The sequence below is a fragment of the Streptomyces sp. NPDC107562 genome (assembly GCF_055657325.1).
The window spans coordinates 528,827-553,996 of record NZ_JBVKBE010000002.1 but is presented as its reverse complement, the minus strand read 5'-3'; the positions used below and the strand labels follow the sequence as shown (position 1 = coordinate 553,996).

The following is a 25,170-nucleotide window of genomic DNA, read 5'->3' as shown; positions in this document are numbered from 1 at the left end:
GACACTGGTGGGCAGCCCGCGCACCGCGGCACCGACCAGCAGTGTCCCCCGACAGGAGCCGACCGCCATGCCCCCCACGTCCTCGACCGGCCCGGCCCGGCGCCTCGCCCGCTACGCCCTCGCCGTCTGCCTGCTCGCGGTCGCCGCGGCGGTCATCTCCTTCGCGCAGGGCAGCTGGCTGGGCATCGTGTGGGTGCTGCTGGCGGGCCTGTCGTCGAACATGGCCTGGTACTACCTGAAGCGCGGCAAGGCGGCGCGGGGTGACTCGGTCACGGGCTGACCGAGCAGTAGTCGTTCGTGCCGAGCCAGAAGCGGTACAGCTCGTAGCCGCAGTAGGTGTCCGGTTCGCCGACGCCGAGGCCCCGCAGCACCGCGTCGACGAGGTCGAAGAACGCGCCGTTCAGCGCCGGGATCCACAGCAGCGCGAAGACGAACAGCAGACCGAACGGCGCGAACGGCTCCACCTGCCGGCGGACCCCGTACGACAGCCAGGGCTCGACCACGCCGTAGCCGTCCAGGCCCGGCACCGGCAGGAAGTTCAGGATCGCGGCCGTCACCTGGAGCAGCGCGAGGAACGCCAGCGCGTACCGGAAGTCCCGCGGCACCCCGTCCAGCGCGTCCAGCCAGAACGGCGCCGTGCACACGAGCGCGAAGAGCACGTTCGTCAGCGGTCCGGCCGCCGAGATCAGGCTGTGCTTCCAGCGGCCCCGGATCCGCCCCCGCTCGATGAAGACGGCCCCGCCGGGCAGACCGATCCCGCCCATGATCACGAACAGCACGGGCAGCACGATGCTCAGCAGCGCGTGCGTGTACTTCAGCGGGTTGAGCGTGAGGTACCCCTTCGCGCCCACCGAGATGTCCCCGCCGTGCAGCGCGGTCCGGGCGTGCGCGTACTCGTGCAGACACAGCGACACGATCCAGGCGCCGGTCACGAACAGGAACACGGCGACCCCGGGCTGGGCAGCGAACCCGGTCCAGGTGGCCCACCCGGTCACCGCCGTCACGGCCAGGATCCCCAGGAACACGGGGCTGATCCGCCGTTCGGCGCGACGGGAGGCGGCGGTGGTCATGGGAGGGCTCCTGGGACGAGTCGGGGGGTGCCGGGTCGACCGTACCGGTGGGGCCGCAGGGACGTCACCGGGCGGTGGGAGGTTGCGCCGGGGCTCGCGGATCGGGCACGCGCGGTTCATGCCCGCGTAAACCTGGAGGCGGTGCCTTGGCCGGAGCAGTGACAATGGGTTCCGTGCGCTATCGCATCCTCGGCACCACACAGGCGGTTCGCCCCGACGGTTCGGTCCTCTCGATCGGCGGGGCGCGCCTGCGTGCGCTGCTCACCGTGCTGGCGCTGCGGGCCGGACGTGCCGTGCCCGCGGGGCTGCTCGTGGACGAGGTGTGGGACGGCGATCCGCCCGCCGACGCGGCCGGGGCCCTCCAGGCGCTCGTCGGACGCCTCCGGCGGGCGCTGGGCGCGCAGGCCGTCGCCTCGGTCGACGGCGGGTACCGGCTCGCCGCCGCGCCCGACGACGTCGACCTGCACCGGTTCGAGCGGCTCGCCGACGAGGGCGCGCGGGCGCTGGCCGACGGGGACCCCGCCAAGGCCGCCGTCCTCCTCGACGACGCCCTGGCCCTGTGGCACGGCCCCGCCCTCGCCGACCTGCCCGACCGCACGGTCGAGGCGGCCCGCTGGTCCGCCCGCCGGCTCGACGCCCGGCGCGCCCGGCTCGCCGCCGCCCTCGCCCTCGGCCATGCCGAGCAGGTGCTGCCCGAGCTGACCGCCCTGTGCGGGAACCACCCCCTCGACGAACCCCTCCAGGCCCTGCGCCTGCGCGCCCTGCGCGACGCGGGCCGCACCGCCGAGGCACTGGCCGCGTACGAGGAGGTACGACGCCTGCTCGCCGACCGGCTGGGCGCTGACCCGGGACCGGAGCTGCGCACCCTCCACGCGGACCTGCTCAACCCGGCGCCCCCCGCCGCGGCCTCCCCCACGCCCTCGACACCGGACGCGTCCCGCACCCACGCCCCGACCCCGACGCCGAGCACCGCCGCCGCCGGCTGGGCCCCCGTGTCCGGGGGTGGCCATCCGGCCCCCATGTCCGGCGGTGACGAGTCGGCCGGTGTGTCCGGCGGCAACCACTCGGCCCCCGTGTCCGAGGGTGGCCGTCCGGCCCACGTGTCCGGCGGTGACGAGCCGACCGGCGTGTCCGGCGGCAACCACTCGGCCCCTGTGTCCGGCGGCAACCACTCTGCCGCCCCCGTGTCCGAGGGTGGCCGTCCGGCCCACGTGTCCGGCGGTGACGAGCCGACCGGCGTGTCCGGCGGCAACCACTCGGCCCCTGTGTCCGGCGGCGACCACTCGGCCTCCGTGTCCGGCGGTGGCCGTCCGGCCCCCGTCGCCGAAGTCGACCGCGCGGCCACGGCGCCCGGCACGGCCTGGCCGGGCGCCGTGCCCTCCGATGCCGGTCAGCCAGCCGCTGTGCCTGGTGCGGCCGCCTCGGACGGAGTCCCCGCCGGCGGCCCGAACGACCCTGCGCCCGGCCACGCCCGGTCGGCCTCCCCAGCGGCCCCCGCGACGGGCGCTGCCCCGTCGCCCCACAGGCCGGCTCCCGCCCCCTCGGCCCCCACGCCCGGTGGGACACCCGCCTCCGCCCCGACGGCCGTGCCCGGTCCGGCCCCGTCGGCCCCCGTGTCCGGCGCTGCCCCGCCGACCCCTGCGCCGGGCGCCGTCGCCCCGGGGCACCCCCGTGCGCCGGGCGCCGTAGCGGGTGTGGCTCCCGGGGACGGGCGTACCCCGCAGCCGGGCAATCTGCGGGTCCGGCTCACCTCGTTCGTCGGGCGGGGCGACGACATCGACCTCATCCGCGGCGACCTCGCCTCCGCCCGGCTCGTGACGCTGCTGGGCCCGGGCGGGGCGGGAAAGACCCGGCTGTCGCAGGAGGCCGCCGAGAACGTCCGGGAGACGGCCCCCGACGGCGTCTGGCTGGCCGAGCTCGCGCCGGTCGACGACCCCGCCGCCGTCCCCGAGGCCGTGCTCACCGCGATCGGCGCGCGCGAGACCGTGCTGCACGGCGCCGGCGCCGAGGAGTTCCGCGCCGCCGTCGCCGACCGGCACGACGACCCCGTCGCCCGCCTCGTCGAGCACTGCGCCCGGCGCCGCATGCTGCTCGTCCTCGACAACTGCGAGCACGTCGTGGACGCCGCCGCCCGGCTGGCGGAGGAACTGCTGGCGCGCTGCCCGCACCTCACCGTCCTCGCCACCAGCCGGGAACCCCTCGGGGTGCCGGGAGAGGTGCTGCGGCCCGTGGAGCCGCTGCCCGAGCCGTACGCCCTGCGGCTGCTCGCCGACCGCGGCGCCGCCGCCCGCCCCGGCTTCCGCGTCGACGACGACCCCGAGGCCTGCGCCGAGATCTGCCGCCGCCTCGACGGCCTGCCCCTCGGCATCGAGCTCGCCGCCGCCCGGCTGCGGATGCTCACCCCGCGGCAGATCGCCGACCGGCTCGACGACCGCTTCCGCCTGCTCACCTCCGGCAGCCGCACCGTGCTGCCCCGCCAGCAGACCCTGCGGGCCGTGGTCGACTGGTCCTGGGACCTTCTCGACGAGGACGAACGCGAGGTGCTGCGCCGCCTGTCCGTCTTCGCCGGCGGCTGCGACCTCGCCGCCGCCGAGGCCGTGTGCGGGCCCGCCGCCCTGGACGCGCTCGGCTCCCTCGTCGACAAGTCGCTGGTCGTCGCCACCCCGTCCGCCGAGGGCGAGATGCGCTACCGGCTCCTGGAGACCGTCGCCGAATACGCGGGCGAACGCCTGGACGAGGCCGGCCGGCGCCGCGCCACCGAGCGCGCCCATCTGACGTACTACCGCGAACTCGCCCGCACCACCGACCCGTTGCTGCGCCGCTCCGGACAGCTCGCCGCCGTCGAGCGGCTGGAGCGCGAGTACGAGAACCTGCGCACGGCGCTGCGGCACGCCGTCGCCGAACGCGACGAGCAGGAGGCGCTGTGCCTGGTGCTGTCGCTGGTCTGGTACTGGCAGATGCGCGATCTGCGCATCGAGGCCCGCACCTGGTGCCGCGCGGTCATGGACCTCGGCCCCGACCCCTTCGCCGAACCGGCCGCCGTGGCCGCCCCGGTACGGGAGCCCTGCACCGCCGCACCGCCCCCGATGACCGGCGAGGTGCTGGCGGAGGCCCGGCGCGGCGTGCACCTCGGGCATCTCGCCTGCATGGACACCGAACTGGACGCCTGGCAGACCCCCGAGGCCCAGCGCAAGCTGCGCACCATCGCCGAGGTCTACGCACCGGGGCTGCCGCAGACCTGCCGCAGCCCCGGCATGCTGTCCTTCTACGCCGTGATGCTGACCGGCGACATGGCCCGGCTGTCCGCGCTCATCGACGCCGCCGTCGACACCTGCCGTGCCACCCCCGGCTTCGACTGGGAACTGGCCGCCAGCCTGCAACTGCGCGCCAACGTCCTCGCCAACCGTCCCGACCGGGCGACCGAAGCCGGCCGGGACGCCGACGAGTCGCTGGCGATCTACGCGCGGCTCGGCGACTCCTGGGGCAGCGCCGAGGCGCTGTCCGCGCGGGCCGAGAGCCTCGAACGCAAGGGGCGCCACCTGGAGGCCGCCGCCGACTACGAGGCCGCCATGGAGCATGCCCAGCGGCTCGGCGCCCGCGCCCAGCACGCGATCCTCACCGCCCGCCTGGGCAGCGCGCTGCTGGAGGCGGGCGAGACCGAGCGCGGCGAGCGGCTGGTGCGCGAGGTGCTCGCCGCGGGCGAGGGGGCGCACAGCGAGGCGATGCCGTTCGGCCGGCTCATCCTCTCCGGGTGGCTCAGCATCACCGGCCGGACCGCCGAGGCCCGCGAGCATCTGCGGCTGCTGCGCGAGGAGTTCGTCATCGCGCACTTCGTCGTCTTCGACGCCTTCATCCTCGGCCAGGAGGCCTGGGTGGACGCCGCCGACGGCCACTACGAGGCGGCCCGGGAGAAGATCCGGCGCGCCCTCGCCCAGGCCGACGACCCGCTGTCGAAGGCGATGGCCCCGCAGCTGGTCTCCTCGTACCTGTTCGTGGCCGCGCTGGCGCTGGTCGGCTGCGACGGCGGACGGCACGCCGAGGACGCCGCCCGCTGCCTGGGCGCCGCCGACGCGCTGATGCCTCCCGGCCATCTGTGCTCCTCCCTGGAGCGCGGGTCACGTGAGCGCGCCATGGACGCCGTACGCGGTGCCCTGCCCGCCGCGCGGTTCACGGCCGCGTACGCCGAGGGCGGCGGCCTCTCCCCGCAGGAGGCCACCGCCCTGGTGTGAACGGTCGGGGTGCGACCGGTTCAGTTCTTCGTCTTGAACTTGTGGATCGCGACCGGCGCCATCACCGCCGTGATCGCCGCCGACCAGCCCAGGGTCACCCACAGGTCGTGCGCGACCGGGCCGCCCACCATCAGACCGCGGGCCGCGTCCGCGAGCGTGGACAGCGGGTTGTAGTCGGTGAACGCCTGGAGCCAGCCCGGCATCGACGCCGTCGGCGCGAAGATCGACGAGCCGAACTGGAGCGGGAAGAGCACCAGGAAGCCCATCGCCTGCACGGACTGAGCGTTCTTCAGGATCACGCCCAGGGTCAGGAACACCCACATGATCGACGACGCGAACGCCGTGGACAGGCCTACGGCCGCGAACAGTCCGAGCCAGTCGGTGATGTCGAACCCGACCAGGACGGCGACGATCATCAGGACGGTCGTCGCGAACAGCATCCGGACCAGCTCGACCGAGATCTTCGCGAACAGCACCGAGCCGCGCCCGATCGGCAGGGACCGGAAGCGGTCCATGACGCCGGAGTTGAAGTCCTGGCTGAAGCCGGTGCCGACGCCCTGGGAGAGCGTCATGCTCATCATCGCGATCATGCCGGGGATCACGTACTGCACGTACCCGTCCTGCCCGCCGCCCAGGGCCTGCCCGATCGAGCCGCCGAAGACGTAGACGAACAGCAGGGTGAACACGACCGGCATCAGCAGCGCGTCGAACATCGACTCGGGGTCCTGCCGGATCCACAGCAGGTTGCGGCGGATCAGGGCCCCGGTGTGCCGCACATGCCCGCGCAGCGTGATCCGGGCGTCGTCCTTGAGGACGGGTACGGCGGTGGTGTCGGGGGCGGCGGTGGCGGCGCTCATACGGCGACCTCCTCGCGGTCGTCGGTGGGCACGGTGTCCTGCGGGGCACTGGCGCGGTGGCCGGTGAGGGACAGGAACACCTCGTCGAGGCTGGGCAGTTCGGTGCTGATGCCGGCGAGCGTGATGCCGCGCGCCGTGACGGCGCCGACCACGGCGGTCAGCTGCTCGTCACTGAGGATCGGCACCAGCACGGTGCCGCCCTCGGTGTCCACGGTCGTCGTGGCCAGCCCGGTGATGCCCAGCTCGTCCAGCGTGTGGGCCAGCGGCCGCAACTGCGCCGGATCGGCCGGCCGCACCCGCAGCGTCCGCCCGCCGACCTTGGCCTTCAGCTCCTCGATCCGGCCGTTCGCGATGACCTTCCCGCGGTCCACGACGGTCAGCTCGGACGCCAGCTGCTCGGCCTCCTCCATGTACTGCGTGGTCAGCAGGACGGTGACCCCGTCGCCGACCATGGCCTTCACCTCGTCCCACACCTCGTTGCGGGTGCGCGGGTCGAGGCCGGTGGTGGGCTCGTCGAGGAAGAGCACGGTCGGCCGGCCGATCATCGACGCGGCCAGGTCGAGCCGCCTGCGCATGCCCCCGGAGTACGTCGACGCCGGACGCTTGGCCGCGTCCGTCAGCGAGAACCGCTCCAGCAGCTCGTCGGCGCGGGAGCGGGCTTCCTTGCGGGGCAGGTCCAGCAGGCGCCCGATCATGTACAGGTTCTCCCACCCGGGGAGCTTCTCGTCGACCGAGGCGTACTGCCCGGTCAGGCCGATCACCCGGCGCAGCTGCCGGGGCTGGCGCACCACGTCGTAGCCGGCGACCGTCGCCTGGCCGGCGTCGGGCGCCAGCAGCGTGGACAGGATCCGCACCAGGGTGGTCTTGCCGGCCCCGTTCGGCCCCAGCACCCCCATCACGGTGCCCTCACGCACCTCCAGGTCGACACCGTCCAGCGCCCTGGTCTCGCCGTAGTGCTTGACCAGCCCCCGCACGGTCACGGCCGCGCTGCTGGGTTTCTTGTCGATTCGTGTCATACCGCAGACCTTCGCAGCCGCCACCGACAAACGACCGACAGCCGGCCGACAGCGGGCCGACGAACAGCCGACACCCGCCCGGCGAGGTCTTCGAGCCGCACCGGAGGCGGCCCGGCGGACGTGGGACAGGGAGAGGGGCCGGCGGTCCGCGACCGTCGGCCCCCGTTCTGTGCGTACGCCTACAGCACCGGCAGGCTCTTGCGCAGCTCGAAGGCGGTGACCTCGGAGCGGTACTCGTGCCATTCGGCGCGCTTGTTGCGGAGGAAGAAGTCGAACACGTGCTCGCCCAGGGTCTCGGCGACCAGGTCACTGCGCTCCATCAGGGACAAGGCCTCGCCCAGGTTCTGGGGCAGCGGCTCGATGCCCATCGCGCGCCGCTCCGCGTCCGACAGCGCCCAGACGTCGTCCTCGGCGCCCGGCGGCAGCTCGTAGCCCTCCTCGATGCCCTTGAGGCCGGCGGCCAGCAGCACGGCGTAGGAGAGGTAAGGATTCGCCCCGGAGTCCAGCGACCGGACCTCGACGCGCGCCGAGCCCGTCTTGCCCGGCTTGTACATCGGGACGCGCACCAGCGCCGAGCGGTTGTTGTGGCCCCAGCAGATGTACGACGGCGCCTCGCCGCCCGCGCCGGCGGTCCGCTCCGAGCCGCCCCAGATGCGCTTGTACGAGTTCACCCACTGGTTGGTGACCGCCGAGATCTCGCCCGCGTGCCGCAGCAGCCCGGCGATGAAGGAGCGGCCCACCTTGGACAGCTGGAACTCGGCGCCGGACTCGTAGAACGCGTTCCGGTCACCCTCGAACAGCGACAGGTGGGTGTGCATCCCCGAGCCGGGGTGCTCGGAGAACGGCTTCGGCATGAACGTCGCCTGGAGGTTCTGCTCCAGCGCCACCTGCTTCATGACCAGGCGGAAGGTCATCACGTTGTCCGCGGTGGACAGCGCGTCGGCGTACCGCAGGTCGATCTCCTGCTGGCCGGGACCCCCCTCGTGGTGGGAGAACTCGACCGAGATGCCCATCGACTCCAGCATGGTGATCGCCTGGCGGCGGAAGTCCATCCCGACGTTGGTCGGGGTGTGGTCGAAGTAGCCGGAGTTGTCGGCGGGGGTGGGCACCGTGCCGTCGACCGGCTTGTTCTTCAGCAGGAAGAACTCGATCTCGGGGTGGGTGTAGAAGGTGAAGCCCAGGTCCGAGGCGCGCGCGAGGGCCCGCTTGAGGACGTAGCGGGGATCGGCGAAGGAGGGCGAGCCGTCCGGCATCAGGATGTCGCAGAACATCCGGGCCGTGCCCGGCGTCTCCGCGCGCCACGGCAGGACCTGGAAGGTGGACGGATCGGGCTTGGCGATCATGTCGGACTCGTAGACCCGGGCGAAGCCCTCGATCGCGGAGCCGTCGAAGCCGATCCCCTCGTCGAAGGCCTGCTCCAGTTCGGCCGGGGCCACGGCCACGGACTTCAGGAAGCCCAGCACGTCCGTGAACCACAGGCGTACGAACCGGATGTCGCGCTCCTCCAAGGTCCGGAGCACGAACTCCTGCTGCTTGTCCATCTTCCGATTCCCCATCCTTGCTGGTCAGGCGGTCCGTGTCCCGTCCGTGCGCGGAACGGTCGGGCACCTGAGCATCCCACCACAACAGCGTTTCGTGCGCGTTGCGCACCTTGATCGCCCGGCCGACCCCGCCCCGAACGCCCGCGGTACGGCAGGTGTACGGCGCATGAGCCCATCTTGCCTGCTCGGCCCGGCATCCGTAATGCCCGGCCATTTCTGTGCCCTCCCTACGAGATCGCCGTCCGCGCGCACTACGATCAGCGCACCGTCCGTCCTCCGCTTCCCAGAAGGGCCAGCCCCATGGGTTCCGCCAAGAACAAGAGCAGTGCCTCGCGCAAGGCGCGCATAGAGGAGATGCGGCGCGCGGAGCGTGCCCGCGAGCGTCGCAGCCGGATCCTCACCGTCGCGGCCAGCGTGATCGTCGTCGCCGGTCTGGTCGTCGGCGGTGTGGTGCTGCTCCAGTCGCAGTCGGACGACTCCGACACCGCCGGGGACTCCAAGAACCCCGGCAAGTTCGTCGCCGGCGCGGACGGTGTGCGGACGTGGCAGGGCAAGCTGGCCCAGAACCACGTCACCAAGAGCGTGACCTACCCGATGAAGCCCCCGGTCGGCGGCGACCACAACCAGGTGTGGATGAACTGCAACGGCGACGTCTACACCGACGAGATCCCCAACGAGAACGCCGTGCACTCGCTGGAGCACGGCGCGGTCTGGGTGACGTACACGAGCAAGGCCGACAAGGCCGACGTGGACGCGCTGGCGGCGAAGGTGAAGCAGACGCCGTACACGCTGATGAGCCCCCTCGAAGGGCAGCAGGCCCCGATCATGCTGTCGGCGTGGGGCCACCAGCGCACGGTGACCGGCGCGGACGACGCCGACGTCGACAAGTTCCTCCAGACCTACGTCCAGGGCAAGCAGACCCCCGAGCCGGGCGCCGCCTGCACGGGCGGGCGCGCGAAGTGACGGCGGCAGTGAGGCGGCGGACGTGAGGCACGCGCAGGCCGGATGGATCGCGGGGGCCGCGGCGGCGGTGCTCGTCGCGGTCGGCGGGATCACGTACGCGGTCGCCCAGGACGGCGGCTCCGGGGCGGGCACGCCCGCGGCCGACTCCGCGGACGCCGGCTTCGCGCGTGACATGGCGGTGCACCACCAGCAGGCCGTGGAGATGTCGTACATCGTGCGGGACCGCACCGAGGACGAGGAGGTGCGGCGGCTCGCGTACGACATCGCGCAGACGCAGGCCAACCAGCGCGGCATGCTGCTGGGCTGGCTGGACCTGTGGGAGCTGCCGAAGGTGTCGCCGGAGCCGATGGACTGGATGGGCATGGGCGGGATGGCCTCCGGCGAGGACGGCGCCCTGATGCCGGGGATGGCGACCCGCACCGAGATGGAGCGGCTCGGCAGGCTGGACGGCAGACAGGCCGAGGTCTTCTACCTCCAGCTCATGACGGACCATCACAAGGGCGGTATCCACATGGCCGAGGGCTGCGTGGACAAGTGCTCGGTGGACGTGGAGAAGCGGCTCGCCCAGGGGATGGTCGAGGGGCAGCAGTCGGAGATCGGGCTGATGAAGGACATGCTGAGGGAACGGGACGCGGCGCCCCGACGGTAGTCCGGGGCGTCCGGGGCGTCCGGGGCCCGACAGGGCTCGCCGGGGCCGACGGGGCTGTTGGGGCCGACGGGGCCGCCGGGGCGTCCGGGGCGTCCAGGGCCGTTAGGGGCATTCCGTGGCCGACAAGGCTCGCCGGGGGCCGACGGGGCTGGCCGGGCCGTCGGCCCTGCCGGGACCGACGGGGCTGTGGGGCTGACGGGGCTGGTCGGGCCGACGGGGCTTAAGGGGGTCGTCGGGGCTGCCGGGGCCGACAGGCTCGCCGGGGCTGCCGGGGCTGCCGGGGCTGCCGGGACCGACGGGACCGACGGGGCTGACGGGGCGCTGAATCCCGTCGGGGCCGAGGTCCCGCGGCGTCGCGTGGGGCGGCCCACACCCCGCCACCCCCATCGCGTCGCTCTGACGATTACACTGGCCACGTGCCTCAACTACGTCTCGCCCTGAACCAGATCGACTCGCGCGTCGGCGACATCGCCGGGAACGCGGAGACGATCCTCGCCCGGACCCGGCAGTGCGCCGAGCGCGGAGCGCATCTCGTGGCGTTCCCGGAGATGGTGCTGACCGGCTATCCCGTCGAGGACCTCGCCCTGCGCTCGTCCTTCGTCGAGGCCTCCCGCGCGGCCCTGCGCTCGCTCGCGGCCCGGTTGGCCGAGGAGGGCCTCGGGAACCTGCCGGTGGTCGTCGGCTACCTCGACCGCAGCGAGCGCGCGCAGCCGAGATACGGCCAGCCGGCCGGTGCCCCGCAGAACGCCGCGGCGGTGCTGTACGGCGGCGAGGTGGCGCTCACCTTCGCCAAGCACCACCTGCCGAACTACGGCGTCTTCGACGAGTTCCGCTACTTCGTGCCCGGCGACACCATGCCGGTCGTGCGGGTGCACGGAGTCGACGTGGCGCTGGCCATCTGCGAGGACCTCTGGCAGGACGGCGGCCGGGTGCCGGCGGCGCGTTCGGCGCGGGCCGGGCTGCTGCTGTCGGTCAACGCCTCACCCTACGAGCGCGACAAGGACGACACCCGGCTGGAACTGGTCCGCAAGCGTGCTCAGGAGGCCGGCTGCACCACCGCCTACCTCGCCATGATCGGCGGGCAGGACGAGCTGGTGTTCGACGGCGACTCGATCGTGGTCGACCGGGACGGCGAGGTCGTGGCGCGGGCGCCGCAGTTCGCGGAGGAGTGCCTGGTCCTGGACCTCGACCTGCCGGCCGCCGACCCCGAGGCCCCGGTCGGCGTGGTGGACGACGGGCTGCGCATCGAGCGGCTGGTGCTGTCCGAGGAGCCGCTGCCGGCCTACGAGCCGGAGCGGACGGGCGACTACGCCGAGCGCCTCGACGACGACGCGGAGGTGTACGCGGCGCTGGTCACGGGCCTGCGGGCCTATGTGCGCAAGAACGGCTTCCGGTCGGTGCTCATCGGACTGTCCGGCGGTATCGACTCGGCGCTGGTGGCGGCGATCGCCTGCGACGCGGTGGGGCCGGAGAACGTGTATGGCGTGTCCATGCCGTCGAAGTACTCCTCCGAGCACTCCAGGGGGGACGCGGCGGAGCTGGCGCGGCGTACGGGGCTGAACTTCCGCACCGTCGCGATCGAGCCGATGTTCGACGCGTACATGGGGTCGCTGGGGCTGACCGGGCTGGCGGAGGAGAACCTCCAGTCCCGGCTGCGCGGCACGCTGCTGATGGCCCTCTCCAACCAGGAGGGCCACATCGTGCTGGCGCCCGGCAACAAGTCGGAGCTGGCGGTGGGGTACTCGACGCTGTACGGCGACTCGGTGGGCGCGTACGGGCCGATCAAGGACGTCTACAAGACGTCGGTCTTCCGGCTCGCCCGGTGGCGCAACGTGGCGGCGCAGGAGCAGGGCGAGACGCCCCCGATCCCGGAGAACTCCATCAGCAAGCCGCCGAGCGCGGAGCTGCGGCCGGGGCAGGTCGACACGGACTCCCTGCCGGACTATCCCGTCCTGGACGCGATCCTGGAGCGCTACGTGGACCGGGACGAGGGGGCCGACGTGATCGTGGCGGCCGGGTTCGATCCGGAGCTCGTGGCGAAGACGCTGCGGATGGTGGACACGGCCGAGTACAAGCGGCGGCAGTATCCGCCGGGGACGAAGATCTCGCCGAAGGGGTTCGGCAAGGACCGGCGGCTGCCGATCACCAACGGGTGGCGCGAGACGGTGTAGCGCGGGGCGCTGCGCAGGGGGCGGGGCGGGCCGGGGGGTGTGCGGTGCGTGGCCGGGTGCGGGTGGGGTTGTGGCTGGTCGCGCAGTTCCCCGCGCCCCTGGGGGTGTGGCGGTGGCGTCGGGTCTGTGGTTCGGGTCCGGAGCGCTGGGGCGCTGCTGGGGGACGCGCGGTGCGGGTGGGGTTGTGGCTGGTCGCGCAGTTCCCCGCGCCCCTGGGGGGTCTGAGTCGTGCCCCACCCGCGGTCCCCCCGCGGTCAGTGGTGCAGGGCTTCTGTCGGCTCGGGGACGTGGGAGGCCACCAGGCGTTCGTGGCCGGAGGCCGGGCCGCGGCGGTCGACCGCGTAGGCGACGGCCGCCACCGCGAGTCCCAGCACCGCCAGCGCCGCGCCCGCCGTCGCCGGCGACGTGGTGCCGAAGCCCGCCGCGAGGGCCAGGCCGCCGATCCAGGCACCGCCGGCGTTGGCCAGGTTGAAGGCGGCCTGGTTGGCGGAGGAGGCCAGGGACGGGGCTGTCGACGCCTTCTCCATGACCATCAGCTGCAACGGCGAGCCGGTGACGAAGGCCGCCGTACCGAGCAGGACCACGGCGAGCGCCGCGCTCCACTGGGCGGACATCAGCGCCGGGAAGGCGGCGAGCACCACGACGAGCGAGGTGAGGCCGCCGAAGAGGGTGCCCCGCATCGCGTGGTCGGCGAGCCGGCCGCCCAGCAGGTTGCCGATCGTCGCCCCCACGCCGAACAGCGCCAGCAGCAGCGTCACGCTGGTCCCGGCGTACCCGGCGGAGTCGGTGAGCATCGGCGTGATGTAGCTGTAGGCGGCGAACAGCGCACCGAAGCCGGCGATCGTCGTGCCCAGCGCCAGCCACACCGGCACCGACCGCAGCGCGGCCAGTTCGCCGCGCAGGCCGCTGGTGGAGGCGTGCGTGTGGTCGTGCGGGATCAGCACCGCCAGCGAGGCGATCGCCGCGAGCCCGATCACGCTGACGCCGAGGAAGGTCGCCCGCCAGCCGAGGTGCTGCCCCACGAGGGTGGCGACCGGGACCCCGGCGACGTTGGCGACCGTCAGGCCGAGGAACATCAGCGAGACCGAGCGGGCCTTGCGCTCGGGGGCCACCATCCCGGTCGCCACGACGGCGCCGACGCCGAAGAAGGCGCCGTGCGGCAGACCGCTGAGGAAGCGGGCGGCCAGCAGCCACTGGTGGTCCGGGGCGAACGCCGACAGGGCGTTGCCCACGACGAACAGGACCATCAGGCCGATCAGAACGGTGCGCCGGGACATCCGGGCGGTGACCGCGGCGAGCAGCGGGGCGCCGATGACGACGCCCAGCGCGTACGCGGAGACCAGATGGCCGGCGGAGGGGATCGAGATGTTCAGGTCGTCCGCGACGTCGGGCAGGAGCCCCATCATCACGAACTCGGTCGTACCTATGCCGAAGGCGCCCACGGCGAGGGCGAGCAGGGCCAGGGGCATGACGGGCCTTTCAGAGCGGAGTTCCGTACCTCATATGTTCACTGTCGGAACAAATACTCTCAGGCCCAGTATTCCAGCAGGTTAAGACCGGGTTGCGGTGACCTCGCCCACAACGTGAGCCCGCCCACACCGCTCAGCTCCCGGACGCGTCCGCTCAGCTCGCGGACGTGTCCCCCATCCGTACCCGTGCCGCGATGGGCAGATGGTCGCTGCCGGTCTGCGGCAGGGTCCACGAACTCATCGGCTCGACGCCCTTGACCATGATCTGGTCGATCCGCGCCATGGGGAAGGACGCCGGCCAGCTGAAGCCGAAGCCGCTGCCCGCCGCGCCCTGCGTGGAGCGCATCTGGGCGGTCACGGCGTTGAGCGCGCGGTCATTCATCGTGCCGTTGAGGTCGCCGAGCAGCACCACCCGGCTCTCCCGCTCGTGGGAGATGGCCTCGCCGAGCGCGTCGACGCTGGTGTCGCGCTGCCGGGCCGTGAACCCGGCCTCCAGCTTCACCCGTACCGAGGGCAGGTGGGCGACGTAGACGGCGAGGTGCCCGCCGGGCGCGGACACCGTGGCCCGCATGGCGCGGATCCAGCCGAGCTTGATGTCCACGGGCCGGACGTCATCGAGCGGGTACTTGCTCCACAGCCCGACCGTGCCCTGCACCGAGTGGTACCGGTACGTCGACGCCATCGCCGCCTCGTAGGTCGGCACGGCCGACGCGGTCAGCTCCTCCAGCGCCACCACGTCCGCGCCGGACGCGGCGACGTCGCGGGCGGTACCGGAGGGATCGGCGTTGTCGGCGTTGACGTTGTGGGTGGCGACGGTGAGGTCGCCGCCGGCGCCGGCCTTGTCGGTGAGCAGCCCGCCGAAGAGGTTGAGCCAGACGGTCGCCGGGACCAGTACCGCGATCAGCGCGACGACCGACCTGCGGACCAGCGCCAGCAGGAGCAGCACCGGCACGAACAGGCCGATCCAGGGCAGGAACGTCTCCGTGAGACTGCCGAGGTTGCCCACGCTGTTCGGGATGTACGCGTGGCCCACCATCACGCCGGCGAGCAGCACCGCGACCACGGCCGCGACGAGACCGCGTCGCCAGATGCCGGGGTCGCCGCGCCAGCCGCCGGTCACACGGTCCGCCACGCGCCGAAGCCGAGTGCTCGGGCGATCGGGTTCCGAGTCGCCGCTCGTCGTCTCCGTCACGTACGCCTGCTGCGCCATACCGTCGCCTCGCTACCTGCCGTGCACACCGTCGTCCCCCGTGCACAGACCCTAGGGGATGTCCGGCTCCGATCCTGCCGTCACATGACGGCCGTACGGGCACTTAGGACGAACAAGTCCGCGGCCCGGGTTCCGTTTTAAGGGGCCGTGCGGGGCCTCTGTGACGAAACGCGCACATTCGGGTCACCCGGTGGGGGAGCTGACGGGCCGTAGTCCTTCGAGCAGGGTGTCGACCAGCTGTTCCGCGAGGCCTTCGGGGAGTTCGGCGTCGGGGTGCAGCAACGAGCGCACGAGCATGGGGCCGAGGACGATGTCGTGGGCGAGCTCCAGGTCGATGTCGGCGCGGAGTTCGCCCTCCTGCTGTCCGCGCCGCAGCACTTCGAGGCCGAGTCGGCGACGGGGGGCGATGACGGCGTTGTGGTACGCGTTCCAGATGCGGGGGCTGGTCTTCATCTGCGCGTGCGCGTTGTGCAGGATCGCCGAGGTGCGGTTGGCCAGACCGCGCCGCCGCAGCACCTCGAGGAGCACGACGAGGTCGTCGCGCAGGGAGGTGCCGGGCAGTTCGGGATCGGCGGGCTCGGCGGAGCGGACGACGTCTACGAGGAGTTCCTCCTTGCCGCGCCAGCGGCGGTAGATGGTCGCCTTGCCGACGCCCGCGGTCCGCGCGATGCGCTCGATGGACAACTCGGCCAGCGGGACGCCCTCCTCCAGGAGTCTCATCGTGCCGTCGATGATGGCGCGTTCCACGGCCTCGCTGCGGGGACGGCCCCGGACGGGGACCTCGGGCGTGGGGTGGCTTGCGGCGAGGGGGTTCACTGGGTGGCGTCCTTTCCGTGCGTTGCGCTGATTGTCCCGGGTCCGCGGCGACGCCGGACGCCGTCCGGCGTCGTCGCTGGTGCCGGGGCGTTGCGCGGGGCGACGCGGGCACACCGGGTCAGGACGGTGACGGGATCAGGCCGTCCCGTCCGCCCCCGCGCGGGACTGCTGGGGAACCCGGGCGGTGTCCTTCGGCGCGCCGGGGGTTCTGCCCGGCAGGAACGCGGCCACCACCGCCGCGCCCACCAGCGCCACTCCCGCCCCGCACAGCGCCGTGACGTGCATGGCGTCGAGGAAGGCCTGGTGGGCCGGGGCGATCAGGGAGGCGCCCCGGGGGCCCAGGTGGGAGGCGGCCGCCAGGGTCGCCTCGATCGACTCGCCCGCCGAGTGGCGTGCCGCCGCGGGCAGGGCGGCCAGGTGCTGGTCGATCGAGGTGCGGTAGGCCGTGGAGAGGACCGAGCCGAGGACCGCGATGCCGAGGGCGCCGCCGACCTGGCGGAAGGTGTTGCTGAGGGCGGAGGCGGAGCCGGCCTTCTCGCGGGGCAGGGCCTGCATGATGACGACGCTGGTCGGGGTCATGATGTGCGCCATGCCGGCCCCCATGAGGAAGAAGACGACCTCCAGGATCCAGATGGGCGTGTTCTCGTCCAGCGTGGCGAACGCGCCGAGCATCGCCGCGATGACCAGCATGCCGCCGGTGGTCGTCGCCCTGTTGCCGAAGCGGTCGACGACCAGCCGGGCGCGCGGGGCGAAGATCATCTGGGCGGCGGCCAGGGGCAGCATCAGCAGGCCGGTCTCCAGCGGCGAGTAGCCGCGCACGCTCTGGGTGTAGAAGACGGCGAAGAACGTCACGCCCATCAGCGCGAAGAAGACCACCGCGATGACGGCGATCGCGGCCGAGAACACCTTGTTGCGGAAGTAGCCGATGTCGATGGAGGGGTGGTCGCTGCGCTTCTCGAAGAGCACGAACGCGGTCAGCACGGCGAGCCCCGACACGATGGCCGCCAGCACGAGCGGGTCCGTGAAGTCGGCCAGCTGGCCGCCCTTGATGATGCCGTAGACCAGCAGGACCAGGCCGATGACGGACAGGGTCACGCCGACGGGATCGATCCGGCCGGGGCTCGGGTCCCGGGAGTCGGGGACGAGCCACAGCATCAGGCCGACGGCGAGGATCACGATCGGCACGTTGACCAGGAAGACCGAGCCCCACCAGAAGTGGTCGAGCAGGATGCCGCCGGTGATCGGGCCGATGGCGATGGCGAGGCCGACGCCGCCCGCCCAGAGGCCGATCGCCTTGGGCTGCTCGTCCCGTTCGAAGACGTTCATGAGGACGGCGAGGGTGGCCGGCATGACGAAGGCGGCGCCGAAGCCCATCACCGCGCGGAAGGCGATGAGTTCCCCGGGTGAGCCGGAGAAGGCGGCGAGCGCGGAGCCGATGCCGAACATCACGAGCCCGCCGAGCAGGATCTTCTTGCGGCCCAGCCGGTCGCCGAGCAGTCCGGCGCTGAACAGCAGGCCCGCGAAGACGAGGGTGTAGGCGTTGATCGCCCACTCCAGCTCGCTCTGGGTGGCGCCCAGTCCGGTCGGCGCGGGGGTCGAGATGGTCTTGACGGCGACGTTGAGGATCGAGTTGTCGAGCACCACGATCAGCAGGCTCAGCATGAGCACGCCGAGTATGGCCCAGCGGCGCCGGTGCACCGCTTCCGGGACGCGAGTGCCGGGAACGGCGGGAGCAGTCATGTCCGCGAGCCTAGGGAATTACGATACGAGACGGTACCGTATCGTAAAGTCTTTACCTCTCTCTGGCGCGATCCTTACGTCCCGAACCGGTCGGCCCGCGTGCCGGCCGCGCGTGACACCCCGCGTGACGAAGCCCCCCTAGCCCTCCCTGGCACGAGGTGCCACCATGGAACCGGTCCGGGGACGCCGTCAGGGCGCCTCGAGATGACGTAAGGAGCCGTTGCCATGACGCAGCTCTCGGCTGCCCAGAGCGCACCGCGGAAGTCCTCCGACGGCAGCAAGGCGCTGTACGGAGGGAAGGGCACCCGCCGCATCACGGTGCGTGACATCGCCCTCGCCAAGGAGCGCGGCGAGAAGTGGCCCATGCTCACCGCCTACGACGCGATGACCGCGTCCGTCTTCGACGAGGCCGGCATCCCGGTGATCCTCGTCGGTGACTCGGCGGGCAACTGCCACCTCGGGTACGAGACCACCGTGCCCGTCACCCTCGACGAGATGACCATGCTGTCCGCCGCGGTCGTCCGGGGCACCACCCGCCCCCTGATCGTCGGCGACCTGCCGTTCGGTTCCTACCAGGAGGGTCCGGTGCAGGCGCTGCGCTCGGCCACCCGGCTGGTGAAGGAGGCCGGCGTGCAGGCCGTGAAGCTGGAGGGCGGTGAGCGCTCGCACGAGCAGATCCGCCTGCTGGTCGACTCCGGCATCCCGGTCATGGCCCACATCGGCCTCACCCCGCAGTCCGTCAACGCCATGGGCTACCGGGTGCAGGGACGCGGCGAGGAGGCGGCGCAACAACTGCTGCGGGACGCCAAGGCCGTGCAGGACGCCGGGGCGTTCGCGGTGGTGCTGGAGCTGGTGCCGGCGGAGCTGGCCGCCGAGGTGACGCGCACGCTGCAGATCCCGACGGTCGGGATCGGCGCGGGCGCGGAGACCGACGCCCAGGTGCTGGTGTGGACCGACATGCTGGGCCTGACCGCCGGGCGGGTGCCGAAGTTCGTGAAGCAGTACGCCGACCTGCGCGCGGTGATGGGGAACGCGGCGAAGGCGTTCGCCGAGGACGTCGTCGGCGGATCGTTCCCGCTGGAGGAGCACTCCGTCCACTGAGCCACCGCCGCACCGAGGGCAGCCCGCCGATCATCCCCCGTCGGCGGGCTGCCGTCTTCCCGGCCGCGCGGCCGGCGCCGTGTCAGCCCTGACCGTTCGCCGCGTCGCCCAGGACCTGGTGCAGCGGGGCCGTGGCGCGCCTGCGGTACTCCTGGACCGACCAGCCGTTGCCGTCGGGGTCCTTGAAGTACATGAACGTGGCGCCGTCGTCTGGGGCGTACTGCACGGGCTCGGAGACCTCCAGGCCCCGCTCGACCAGTTCCGCGCGGGCCGCCTTGATGTCGGCGACACAGAGCTGCAGGCCCTGGTAGGAGCCGGGTTCGGGCTTCGTCTCGGCCTGCGTCATGTCCCAGACGCTCTCGCCCAGGACGATCGAGCAGCCGGATCCGGGCGGGGTGAGCTGGACGATCCGCATGCCCGGCATGACCTCCTGGTCGATGTCGACATGGAAGCCGACCTTGTCCCGGTAGAAGTCCCGGGCCCGGTCGATGTCGCTCACCGGCAGCGGGATCACTTCGAGTGTGAAGTCCATCTGTGCTCCTCCAGGTCGATCGCCGACGCGTCTGGCTGAACGGCTCACCCTCACCGAAGCCGAAATCCCTACGCGGCGCCACCGAGAAGACGAAAAAGCAGCCGTCGCGCACCCAGAAGTGCCGGAACGCGCCGTACTTGGCCTCCCGGGCCACCGCGAGTTCGCGCGGACGCCCCTCGTACGTCACCCGCACGGCCTCGCCCCCGACCACCAGCACCTGCGGACCCCCGTCCGGACGGACCGTCGAGATCCAGCACGGCTCCGCCTCGCCGAGCAGCGCCTCGGCCTCGCGGCGGCCGGTCCGTCGCTGCGGCGCGCTGCGGGCCGGGTCTCGGGTCGCCTGCCGGTCATGGGCCGCCTCCCGCCGCGGATGCCGCCGTCGTGGGGAGGGACCCCGTACGGCGGCGCAACTCATCGGCGCCTGTCACCGGCGGGCCGGTTAGGCTCGGCTCGTACCACGCTGATCCGGACGGGAGGGCGAAGGATGACGCCGGGGCGCAGAAGCAGTACCTTCACGCGGCTGCTGCGACACGGCTTCACCGACCCGTCCGGCGCCGAGCGCCTGCTGGAGGAGGCCGGGCTCGGCGCCGTCCGCGACGATCCGGTGCTGTTGGAGGCGCTGGGCGCCACCGCCGACCCCGACCTCGCGCTGGACGGCGTGGTGCGGCTGCTGGAGGCGCAGCCCGACCCCACCGCGCGCCGTGAACTCCTCGACACCCTCACCGCCTCCAAGCCGTTGCGCGACCGGCTCCTCGGGGTCCTCGGCGCCTCCGCCGCCCTCGCCGAGCACCTGGCCCGGCACGTCGGTGACTGGCAGGCGCTGGTCACCTACGAGCCGCGGGACCTGCACCGGGGCGTCGCGGAGTTCGAGCGCGGGCTCGCCGAGGCGGCCGACCCCGTGGCGCTGCGCGTCGCCTACCGGCGCTGCCTGCTCTCCATCGCCGCCCGCGACGTGTGCGGCACGATCGACATCGAGGAGACCGCGGCCGAGCTCGCCGACCTCGCCACCGCGACCCTGCGCCGCGCCCTCGCGCTCGCCTGCGCCGACGCGCCCGGCGACGCCGGGATGTGCCGGCTCGCAGTGATCGCGATGGGCAAGTGCGGCGGCCACGAGCTGAACTACGTCTCGGACGTGGACGTCATCTTCGTCGCGGAGGGCGTCGAGGGCGCTGACGAGGGCAAGGCGCTCCAGGCGGCCACCCGGCTCGCCTCGCACATGATGCGGATCTGCTCGGAGACCACCGTCGAGGGCTCCATCTGGCCCGTCGACGCCAACCTCCGCCCCGAGGGCAGAAACGGTCCGCTGGTGCGCACGCTCAGCAGCCACGTCGCCTACTACCAGCGCTGGGCCAAGACCTGGGAGTTCCAGGCCCTGCTCAAGGCCCGGCCGGTCGCCGGCGACCTCGCCCTCGGCGAGGAGTACGTCGCCGCCCTCGGCCCCCTCGTGTGGCACGCCGCCGAGCGGGAGAACTTCGTCGCCGACGTGCAGAAGATGCGGCGCCGGGTGGTGGAGAACATCCCGGTCGCCGAGGTCGACCGGGAACTGAAGCTCGGCCCGGGCGGCCTGCGCGACGTCGAGTTCGCCGTGCAGCTCCTGCAGTTGGTGCACGGGCGGGCGGACGCCTCGCTGCACAGCGGTTCCACCCTCGAGGCCTTGCGGTCGCTGGCCGCGGGCGGTTACGTCGGGCGCTCCGACGCCACCCAGTTGGAGGAGGCGTACCGGTTCCTGCGCTCCATGGAGCACCGCATCCAGCTCTTCCGGCTGCGCCGCACCCACCTCGTCCCCGAGGCCGAGGCCGACCAGCGGCGCCTCGGCCGCTCCCTGGGCCTGCGCGCCGATCCGGTCGCCGAGCTGAACCGCGAGTGGAAGCGGCACGCGGCCGTCGTCCGCCGACTGCACGAGAAGCTCTTCTACCGGCCGCTTCTCGACGCGGTCGCCCAACTCGCCCCGGGCGAGACCCGGTTGAGTGCCGAGGCGGCACGTGAACGACTCGTCGCGCTCGGGTACGCCGACCCTGCCGCGGCGCTGCGGCATCTGGAGGCGCTCGCCTCCGGCGTCAGCCGCAAGGCGGCGATCCAGCGGACCCTGCTGCCGGTCCTCCTCGGCTGGTTCGCGGACTCGGCCGACCCCGACGCCGGGCTGCTCAACTTCCGCAACGTGTCCGACGCGTTGGGCAAGACACCCTGGTACCTGCGGCTGCTGCGCGACGAGGGCGCGGCGGCCGAGAACCTCGCCCGTGTGCTGTCCGCCGGGCGGCTCGCCCCCGACCTGCTGATGCGCGCCCCGGAGGCCGTGGCCCTGCTGGGCGACGGCGACGGGGGAGGACTCGAACCCCGCCCGCGCGCCCATCTGGAGCAGGAGGTCCTCGCGGCGGTGGGCCGCGCCGACGGCGCCGAGCAGGCGGTCGCGGCGGCGCGTGGCGTACGCCGCCGGGAGCTGTTCCGCACGGCCGCCACGGACATCGTCGGCTCCTACGGCACCGAGGCCCACCCCGCCGGCGCCGACCAGGGCGCGCTGGTGGACCTGGTCGGCGGGGCCGTGTCCGACCTGACGGCAGCGACCCTGGCGGGCACCTTGCGGGCGGTGGTGCGCGACGGCTGGGGCGACACCCTGCCGACCCGCTTCACCATGATCGGAATGGGCCGGTTCGGCGGGCACGAGCTGGGCTACGGCTCCGACGCGGACGTGCTGTTCGTGCACGAGCCCCAGGAAGGCGCCGACGAGCGCGAGGCGTCCGACGCCGCGAACCGGGTCGTCTCCGAGATGCGCCGGCTGCTCCAGCGGCCGAGCGCCGACCCGCCGCTGCTGATCGACGCCGACCTGCGCCCCGAGGGCAAGTCCGGACCGCTGGTGCGCACCCTGAAGTCGTACGAGGCCTACTACCGCCGCTGGTCCCTGGTCTGGGAGTCGCAGGCGCTGCTCCGCGCCGAACCGGTGGCCGGCGACGAGGACTTGGGCCGTCGCTTCGTCGAGCTGATCGATCCGCTGCGCTACCCGGAGCAGGGGCTCGGGGACGAGGCCGTACGGGAGATCCGTCGGCTGAAGGCCCGCATGGAGTCCGAGCGGCTGCCCCGGGGCGCCGACCCCAAGCTGCACACCAAGATCGGTCCGGGTGGACTGTCCGACGTGGAGTGGACCGTGCAGCTGATGCAGCTGCGGCACGGGTACGAGGTGCCGGGACTGCGCACCACCCGGACCCGTGAGGCGTTGCGCGCGGCGCGGGAGGCCGGGCTGATCTCCGCGGAGGACACCGCGACCCTGGACGAGGCGTGGGTGCTCGCGACGCGGGTGCGCAACGCGGTGATGCTGGTGCGCGGCCGCGCCGGGGACACCTTCCCGTCGCACACGCGGGAGCTGGCGGCGGTGGGGCGCTACCTGGGCTACGGGCCGGGCCACGTGGGCGACATGCTCGACGCGTACCGGCGCACGGCCCGACGGGCCAGGACCGTCGTGGACTCGCTGTTCTACGAGGGGTAGGGGCCGGGACAGGAGGCCGCCGGTCGCGCGCCCTACGCCTGCCTCGGGACCAGCGGCCTGCCCTGCGGGGCCACCCGGGGCAGCGCGTGCGGCAGCCTGCCGTACCACGCGCGTGCCACGCCGTAGCCGAAGGTGAGGCAGAGCATGCCGCCGACCGCGTCCAGCCAGAAGTGGTTGGCGGTCGCGACGATGACGACCAGGGTGAGCGTGGGGTAGAGCAGGCCGAGGACCCGGACCCAGGGCACGGTCGCCAGCGCGAAGATCGTCAGGCCGCACCACAGGGACCAGCCGATGTGCATGGACGGCATCGCGGCGTACTGGTTGGACATGCTCTTCAGGTCGCCGGAGGCCATCGACCCCCACGTCTGATGGACCATGACCGTGTCGATGAAGTGGCCGCCGTTCATCAGCCGGGGCGGGGCGAGCGGATACAGGTAGTAACCGACCAGTGCCACACCGGTGGTGGCGAAGAGCACCATGCGGGTCGCCGCGTAGCGTCCGGGATGGCCACGGTAGAGCCACACGAGCACGCCCAGGGTGACGACGAAGTGCAGTGTCGCGTAGTAGTAGTTCATGCCGACGATGAGCCAAGTCGCCGAGTTCACGGCATGGTTGACCGACTGCTCGACGGCGATGCCCAGCTGCTGCTCGGCCTTCCAGATCCAGTCCGCGTTGCGCAGCGCCTCGGCCTTCTGCTCCGGAACCGCGTTGCGGATCAGGGAGTAGGTCCAGTAACTCACCGCGATCAACAGGATCTCGAACCACAGCCGAGGCCGGCGCGGAGTCCGCAGCCGGCGCAGGAAACCCGTCCCCGTGTCGTCCGCGACGGGGTGCGGAACGGCCTCTTCGCGGCCTTCCGGTGTCGTCACGGTCGTCTCACCCATGGGCACAGAGTCTGCCAGAAAAGCCATGCCCGTCCGATCATCCCCTGGTGGGGTTCAGCACGCACGTTCTACGGCTGCGGGAGGCGTCCGTCTCGTCCCCGCGTACCGGACGGGGCCGCGGGTTCTCCGACCTAGGGACGATTCCGTTCCCCAGGGGCCGAAGCGGTGGAACCGCGCACCACCAGCTCCGGCATGAACACGAACTCGCTGTGCGGCGCGGGCGTCCCGCCGATCTCCTCCAGCAACGTACGCACCGCCGCCTGGCCCATGGCCGGCACCGGCTTGCGGACGGTGGTGAGCGGCGGGTCGGTGAAGGCGATCAGCGGGGAGTCGTCGAAGCCCACGACCGAGACGTCCGTCGGGACCTCCAGGCCCTGCTGGCGGGCCGCGCGTATGGCGCCGAGGGCCATCATGTCGCTGGCGCACACCACCGCCGTGCAGTCGCGGGCGATGAGCGCGGTGGCGGCGGCCTGGCCGCCCTCCAGGGTGTACAGCGAATGCTGGACGAGCTCCGTCTCGACGGTCTGCGGGCTCAGTCCGAGCTGGTCCTGCATCGTCCGGACGAAGCCCTCGATCTTGCGCTGCACGGGGACGAACCGTTTCGGGCCGAGGGCCAGGCCGATCCGGGTGTGGCCGAGGGAGACGAGGTGGGTGACCGCCAGGGTCATGGCCGCCCGGTCGTCGGGGGAGATGAAGGGCGCCTGCACCTTCGGGGAGAAGCCGTCCACCAGGACGAAGGGCACGCCCTGCGCGCGCAGCTGCTCGTAGCGCTGCATGTCGGCGGTGGTGTCGGCGTGCAGGCCCGAGACGTAGATGATGCCGGCCACACCGCGGTCGACCAGCATCTCGGTCAGCTCGTCCTCGGTGGAGCCGCCGGGGGTCTGGGTGGCCAGCACCGGGGTGTAGCCCTGCCGGGTCAGCGCCTGACCGATGACCTGCGCCAGGGCCGGGAATATCGGGTTCTCCAGCTCCGGGGTGATCAGGCCGACCAGACCCGCGCTGCGCTGGCGCAGCCGTACCGGGCGCTCGTAGCCGAGCACGTCGAGCGCGGCCAGCACGGACTGGCGGGTGGTCGAGGCGACGCCGGGCTTCCCGTTGAGGACGCGGCTGACCGTCGCTTCGCTCACCCCCGCCTGAGCAGCGATGTCGGCAAGCCGTGTGGTCACGGCACTGGACTGTACCGGCCGTATGTCGCCTTGCACACCAATCGGACGCCGGGTACGGGCGGTTGACCGGCGCGCTGGCGGTTGCTGCGGCATGGCGTCCCTTCGTGAAACAGATGGCAAGAGCTTGCAGAGTCTTGCACAACACGGTCCGTGCCCGCTCAACCCCGTAGAACAACGGTCTCACGGTGGTCGACGGCGGGTCACGCACGGATAACTTCAGTGATGCCTTGCACTTTTTTTCTGCAAGGTCTTTCGCAACGCTTACATCGCTGTTACGT

General features: G+C 72.6%; 18 protein-coding genes. 7 read left to right on the top strand and 11 right to left on the bottom strand.

Going from position 1 to position 25,170, the window contains the following annotated elements:
• The first annotated feature begins 67 nt into the window (after positions 1-67).
• Complete coding sequence (locus tag ACZ7LV_RS08310; RefSeq protein WP_471937007.1) at positions 68-280, top strand: hypothetical protein; 213 nt, start codon at positions 68-70, stop codon at positions 278-280.
• Here the strand turns inward: ACZ7LV_RS08310 and ACZ7LV_RS08305 are convergent.
• On the bottom strand, positions 270-1,070 hold the full coding sequence (locus ACZ7LV_RS08305) for a site-2 protease family protein (protein WP_471937003.1): 801 nt from the start codon (positions 1,068-1,070) through the stop codon (positions 270-272). The genes ACZ7LV_RS08310 and ACZ7LV_RS08305 overlap by 11 nt on opposite strands.
• A 164-nt stretch (positions 1,071-1,234) precedes the next feature.
• Between ACZ7LV_RS08305 and ACZ7LV_RS08300 the strand changes: the two genes are divergently transcribed.
• Positions 1,235-5,299 (top strand): AfsR/SARP family transcriptional regulator, encoded by a 4,065-nt coding sequence (locus ACZ7LV_RS08300; RefSeq protein ID WP_471937000.1) that lies wholly within the window; start codon positions 1,235-1,237, stop codon positions 5,297-5,299.
• A 20-nt stretch (positions 5,300-5,319) separates the two neighbouring features.
• Here the strand turns inward: ACZ7LV_RS08300 and ACZ7LV_RS08295 are convergent, their stop codons facing one another.
• The 3 genes from ACZ7LV_RS08295 to ACZ7LV_RS08285 form a co-directional block, all read right to left on the bottom strand.
• The gene (locus ACZ7LV_RS08295; RefSeq protein ID WP_471936997.1) at positions 5,320-6,156 is read right to left on the bottom strand and encodes an ABC transporter permease; all 837 of its coding nucleotides are present in this window, start codon (positions 6,154-6,156) and stop codon (positions 5,320-5,322) included.
• Positions 6,153-7,172, bottom strand: a complete 1,020-nt coding sequence (locus ACZ7LV_RS08290) for an ATP-binding cassette domain-containing protein (protein ID WP_471936995.1) — start codon at positions 7,170-7,172, stop codon at positions 6,153-6,155. Before ACZ7LV_RS08290 ends, ACZ7LV_RS08295 begins: the two co-directional genes overlap by 4 nt.
• 179 nt (positions 7,173-7,351) lie before the next feature.
• The gene (locus ACZ7LV_RS08285) at positions 7,352-8,713 is read right to left on the bottom strand and encodes a glutamine synthetase family protein (protein WP_401676606.1); all 1,362 of its coding nucleotides are present in this window, start codon (positions 8,711-8,713) and stop codon (positions 7,352-7,354) included.
• Positions 8,714-9,013: 300 nt separating this feature from the next.
• On the opposite strand from ACZ7LV_RS08285, the gene ACZ7LV_RS08280 reads away from it, so the two are divergent.
• The 3 genes from ACZ7LV_RS08280 (at position 9,014) to ACZ7LV_RS08270 (ending at position 12,496) form a co-directional block, all read left to right on the top strand.
• Positions 9,014-9,676: a DUF3105 domain-containing protein gene (locus ACZ7LV_RS08280; protein WP_471936993.1), complete on the top strand. Its 663-nt coding sequence runs from the start codon at positions 9,014-9,016 to the stop codon at positions 9,674-9,676.
• A gap of 22 nt (positions 9,677-9,698) precedes the next feature.
• The gene (locus ACZ7LV_RS08275; protein ID WP_471936991.1) at positions 9,699-10,325 is read left to right on the top strand and encodes a DUF305 domain-containing protein; all 627 of its coding nucleotides are present in this window, start codon (positions 9,699-9,701) and stop codon (positions 10,323-10,325) included.
• Positions 10,326-10,741: 416 nt separating this feature from the next.
• Positions 10,742-12,496 carry an NAD+ synthase gene (locus ACZ7LV_RS08270; protein ID WP_471936989.1) on the top strand — a complete coding sequence of 585 codons (1,755 nt, stop codon included), beginning with the start codon at positions 10,742-10,744 and terminating at the stop codon, positions 12,494-12,496.
• A 254-nt stretch (positions 12,497-12,750) separates the two neighbouring features.
• Here the strand turns inward: ACZ7LV_RS08270 and ACZ7LV_RS08265 are convergent, their stop codons facing one another.
• The 4 genes from ACZ7LV_RS08265 to ACZ7LV_RS08250 form a co-directional block, all read right to left on the bottom strand.
• The gene (locus ACZ7LV_RS08265; protein WP_471936987.1) at positions 12,751-13,965 is read right to left on the bottom strand and encodes an MFS transporter; all 1,215 of its coding nucleotides are present in this window, start codon (positions 13,963-13,965) and stop codon (positions 12,751-12,753) included.
• Positions 13,966-14,119: 154 nt separating this feature from the next.
• Positions 14,120-15,175 (bottom strand): endonuclease/exonuclease/phosphatase family protein, encoded by a 1,056-nt coding sequence (locus ACZ7LV_RS08260; protein ID WP_471936984.1) that lies wholly within the window; start codon positions 15,173-15,175, stop codon positions 14,120-14,122.
• A gap of 183 nt (positions 15,176-15,358) precedes the next feature.
• Entirely contained in the window at positions 15,359-15,991 is a 633-nt protein-coding gene (locus tag ACZ7LV_RS08255) for a TetR/AcrR family transcriptional regulator (protein WP_471936982.1), read from the bottom strand.
• Between the two features lie 135 nt (positions 15,992-16,126).
• Positions 16,127-17,731 carry a DHA2 family efflux MFS transporter permease subunit gene (locus ACZ7LV_RS08250; protein WP_471936980.1) on the bottom strand — a complete coding sequence of 535 codons (1,605 nt, stop codon included), beginning with the start codon at positions 17,729-17,731 and terminating at the stop codon, positions 16,127-16,129.
• 225 nt (positions 17,732-17,956) lie between these two features.
• On the opposite strand from ACZ7LV_RS08250, the gene panB reads away from it, so the two are divergent.
• Entirely contained in the window at positions 17,957-18,832 is an 876-nt protein-coding gene (panB, locus tag ACZ7LV_RS08245) for a 3-methyl-2-oxobutanoate hydroxymethyltransferase (protein WP_471936978.1), read from the top strand.
• An 82-nt stretch (positions 18,833-18,914) separates the two neighbouring features.
• Here panB and ACZ7LV_RS08240 read toward each other — a convergent pair whose 3' ends face one another.
• Positions 18,915-19,364, bottom strand: coding sequence for a VOC family protein (locus ACZ7LV_RS08240; protein ID WP_471936976.1), 450 nt, complete (start codon positions 19,362-19,364; stop codon positions 18,915-18,917).
• A 484-nt stretch (positions 19,365-19,848) separates the two neighbouring features.
• Between ACZ7LV_RS08240 and ACZ7LV_RS08235 the strand changes: the two genes are divergently transcribed.
• Complete coding sequence (locus tag ACZ7LV_RS08235; RefSeq protein ID WP_471936974.1) at positions 19,849-22,842, top strand: bifunctional [glutamine synthetase] adenylyltransferase/[glutamine synthetase]-adenylyl-L-tyrosine phosphorylase; 2,994 nt, start codon at positions 19,849-19,851, stop codon at positions 22,840-22,842.
• A gap of 32 nt (positions 22,843-22,874) precedes the next feature.
• Here the strand turns inward: ACZ7LV_RS08235 and ACZ7LV_RS08230 are convergent, their stop codons facing one another.
• Both ACZ7LV_RS08230 and ACZ7LV_RS08225 read right to left on the bottom strand, forming a co-directional pair.
• Positions 22,875-23,726, bottom strand: a complete 852-nt coding sequence (locus ACZ7LV_RS08230; protein WP_471936972.1) for a phosphatase PAP2 family protein — start codon at positions 23,724-23,726, stop codon at positions 22,875-22,877.
• 131 nt (positions 23,727-23,857) lie between these two features.
• Complete coding sequence (locus ACZ7LV_RS08225) at positions 23,858-24,892, bottom strand: LacI family DNA-binding transcriptional regulator (RefSeq protein ID WP_471936970.1); 1,035 nt, start codon at positions 24,890-24,892, stop codon at positions 23,858-23,860.
• Between the last annotated feature and the right edge of the window lie 278 nt (positions 24,893-25,170).

Bases quoted from the DNA above. Each gene is read 5' to 3' on its own strand.
- ACZ7LV_RS08310 (WP_471937007.1), top strand. From the start codon at position 68: ATGCCCCCCACGTCCTCGACCGGCCCGGCCCGGCGCCTCGCCCGCTAC.
- ACZ7LV_RS08305 (WP_471937003.1), bottom strand. From the start codon at position 1,070: ATGACCACCGCCGCCTCCCGTCGCGCCGAACGGCGGATCAGCCCCGTG.
- ACZ7LV_RS08300 (WP_471937000.1), top strand. From the start codon at position 1,235: ATGGGTTCCGTGCGCTATCGCATCCTCGGCACCACACAGGCGGTTCGC.
- ACZ7LV_RS08295 (WP_471936997.1), bottom strand. From the start codon at position 6,156: ATGAGCGCCGCCACCGCCGCCCCCGACACCACCGCCGTACCCGTCCTC.
- ACZ7LV_RS08290 (WP_471936995.1), bottom strand. From the start codon at position 7,172: ATGACACGAATCGACAAGAAACCCAGCAGCGCGGCCGTGACCGTGCGG.
- ACZ7LV_RS08285 (WP_401676606.1), bottom strand. From the start codon at position 8,713: ATGGACAAGCAGCAGGAGTTCGTGCTCCGGACCTTGGAGGAGCGCGAC.
- ACZ7LV_RS08280 (WP_471936993.1), top strand. From the start codon at position 9,014: ATGGGTTCCGCCAAGAACAAGAGCAGTGCCTCGCGCAAGGCGCGCATA.
- ACZ7LV_RS08265 (WP_471936987.1), bottom strand. From the start codon at position 13,965: ATGCCCCTGGCCCTGCTCGCCCTCGCCGTGGGCGCCTTCGGCATAGGT.
- ACZ7LV_RS08260 (WP_471936984.1), bottom strand. From the start codon at position 15,175: ATGGCGCAGCAGGCGTACGTGACGGAGACGACGAGCGGCGACTCGGAA.
- ACZ7LV_RS08250 (WP_471936980.1), bottom strand. From the start codon at position 17,731: ATGACTGCTCCCGCCGTTCCCGGCACTCGCGTCCCGGAAGCGGTGCAC.
- panB (WP_471936978.1), top strand. From the start codon at position 17,957: ATGACGCAGCTCTCGGCTGCCCAGAGCGCACCGCGGAAGTCCTCCGAC.
- ACZ7LV_RS08240 (WP_471936976.1), bottom strand. From the start codon at position 19,364: ATGGACTTCACACTCGAAGTGATCCCGCTGCCGGTGAGCGACATCGAC.
- ACZ7LV_RS08235 (WP_471936974.1), top strand. From the start codon at position 19,849: ATGACGCCGGGGCGCAGAAGCAGTACCTTCACGCGGCTGCTGCGACAC.
- ACZ7LV_RS08230 (WP_471936972.1), bottom strand. From the start codon at position 23,726: ATGGGTGAGACGACCGTGACGACACCGGAAGGCCGCGAAGAGGCCGTT.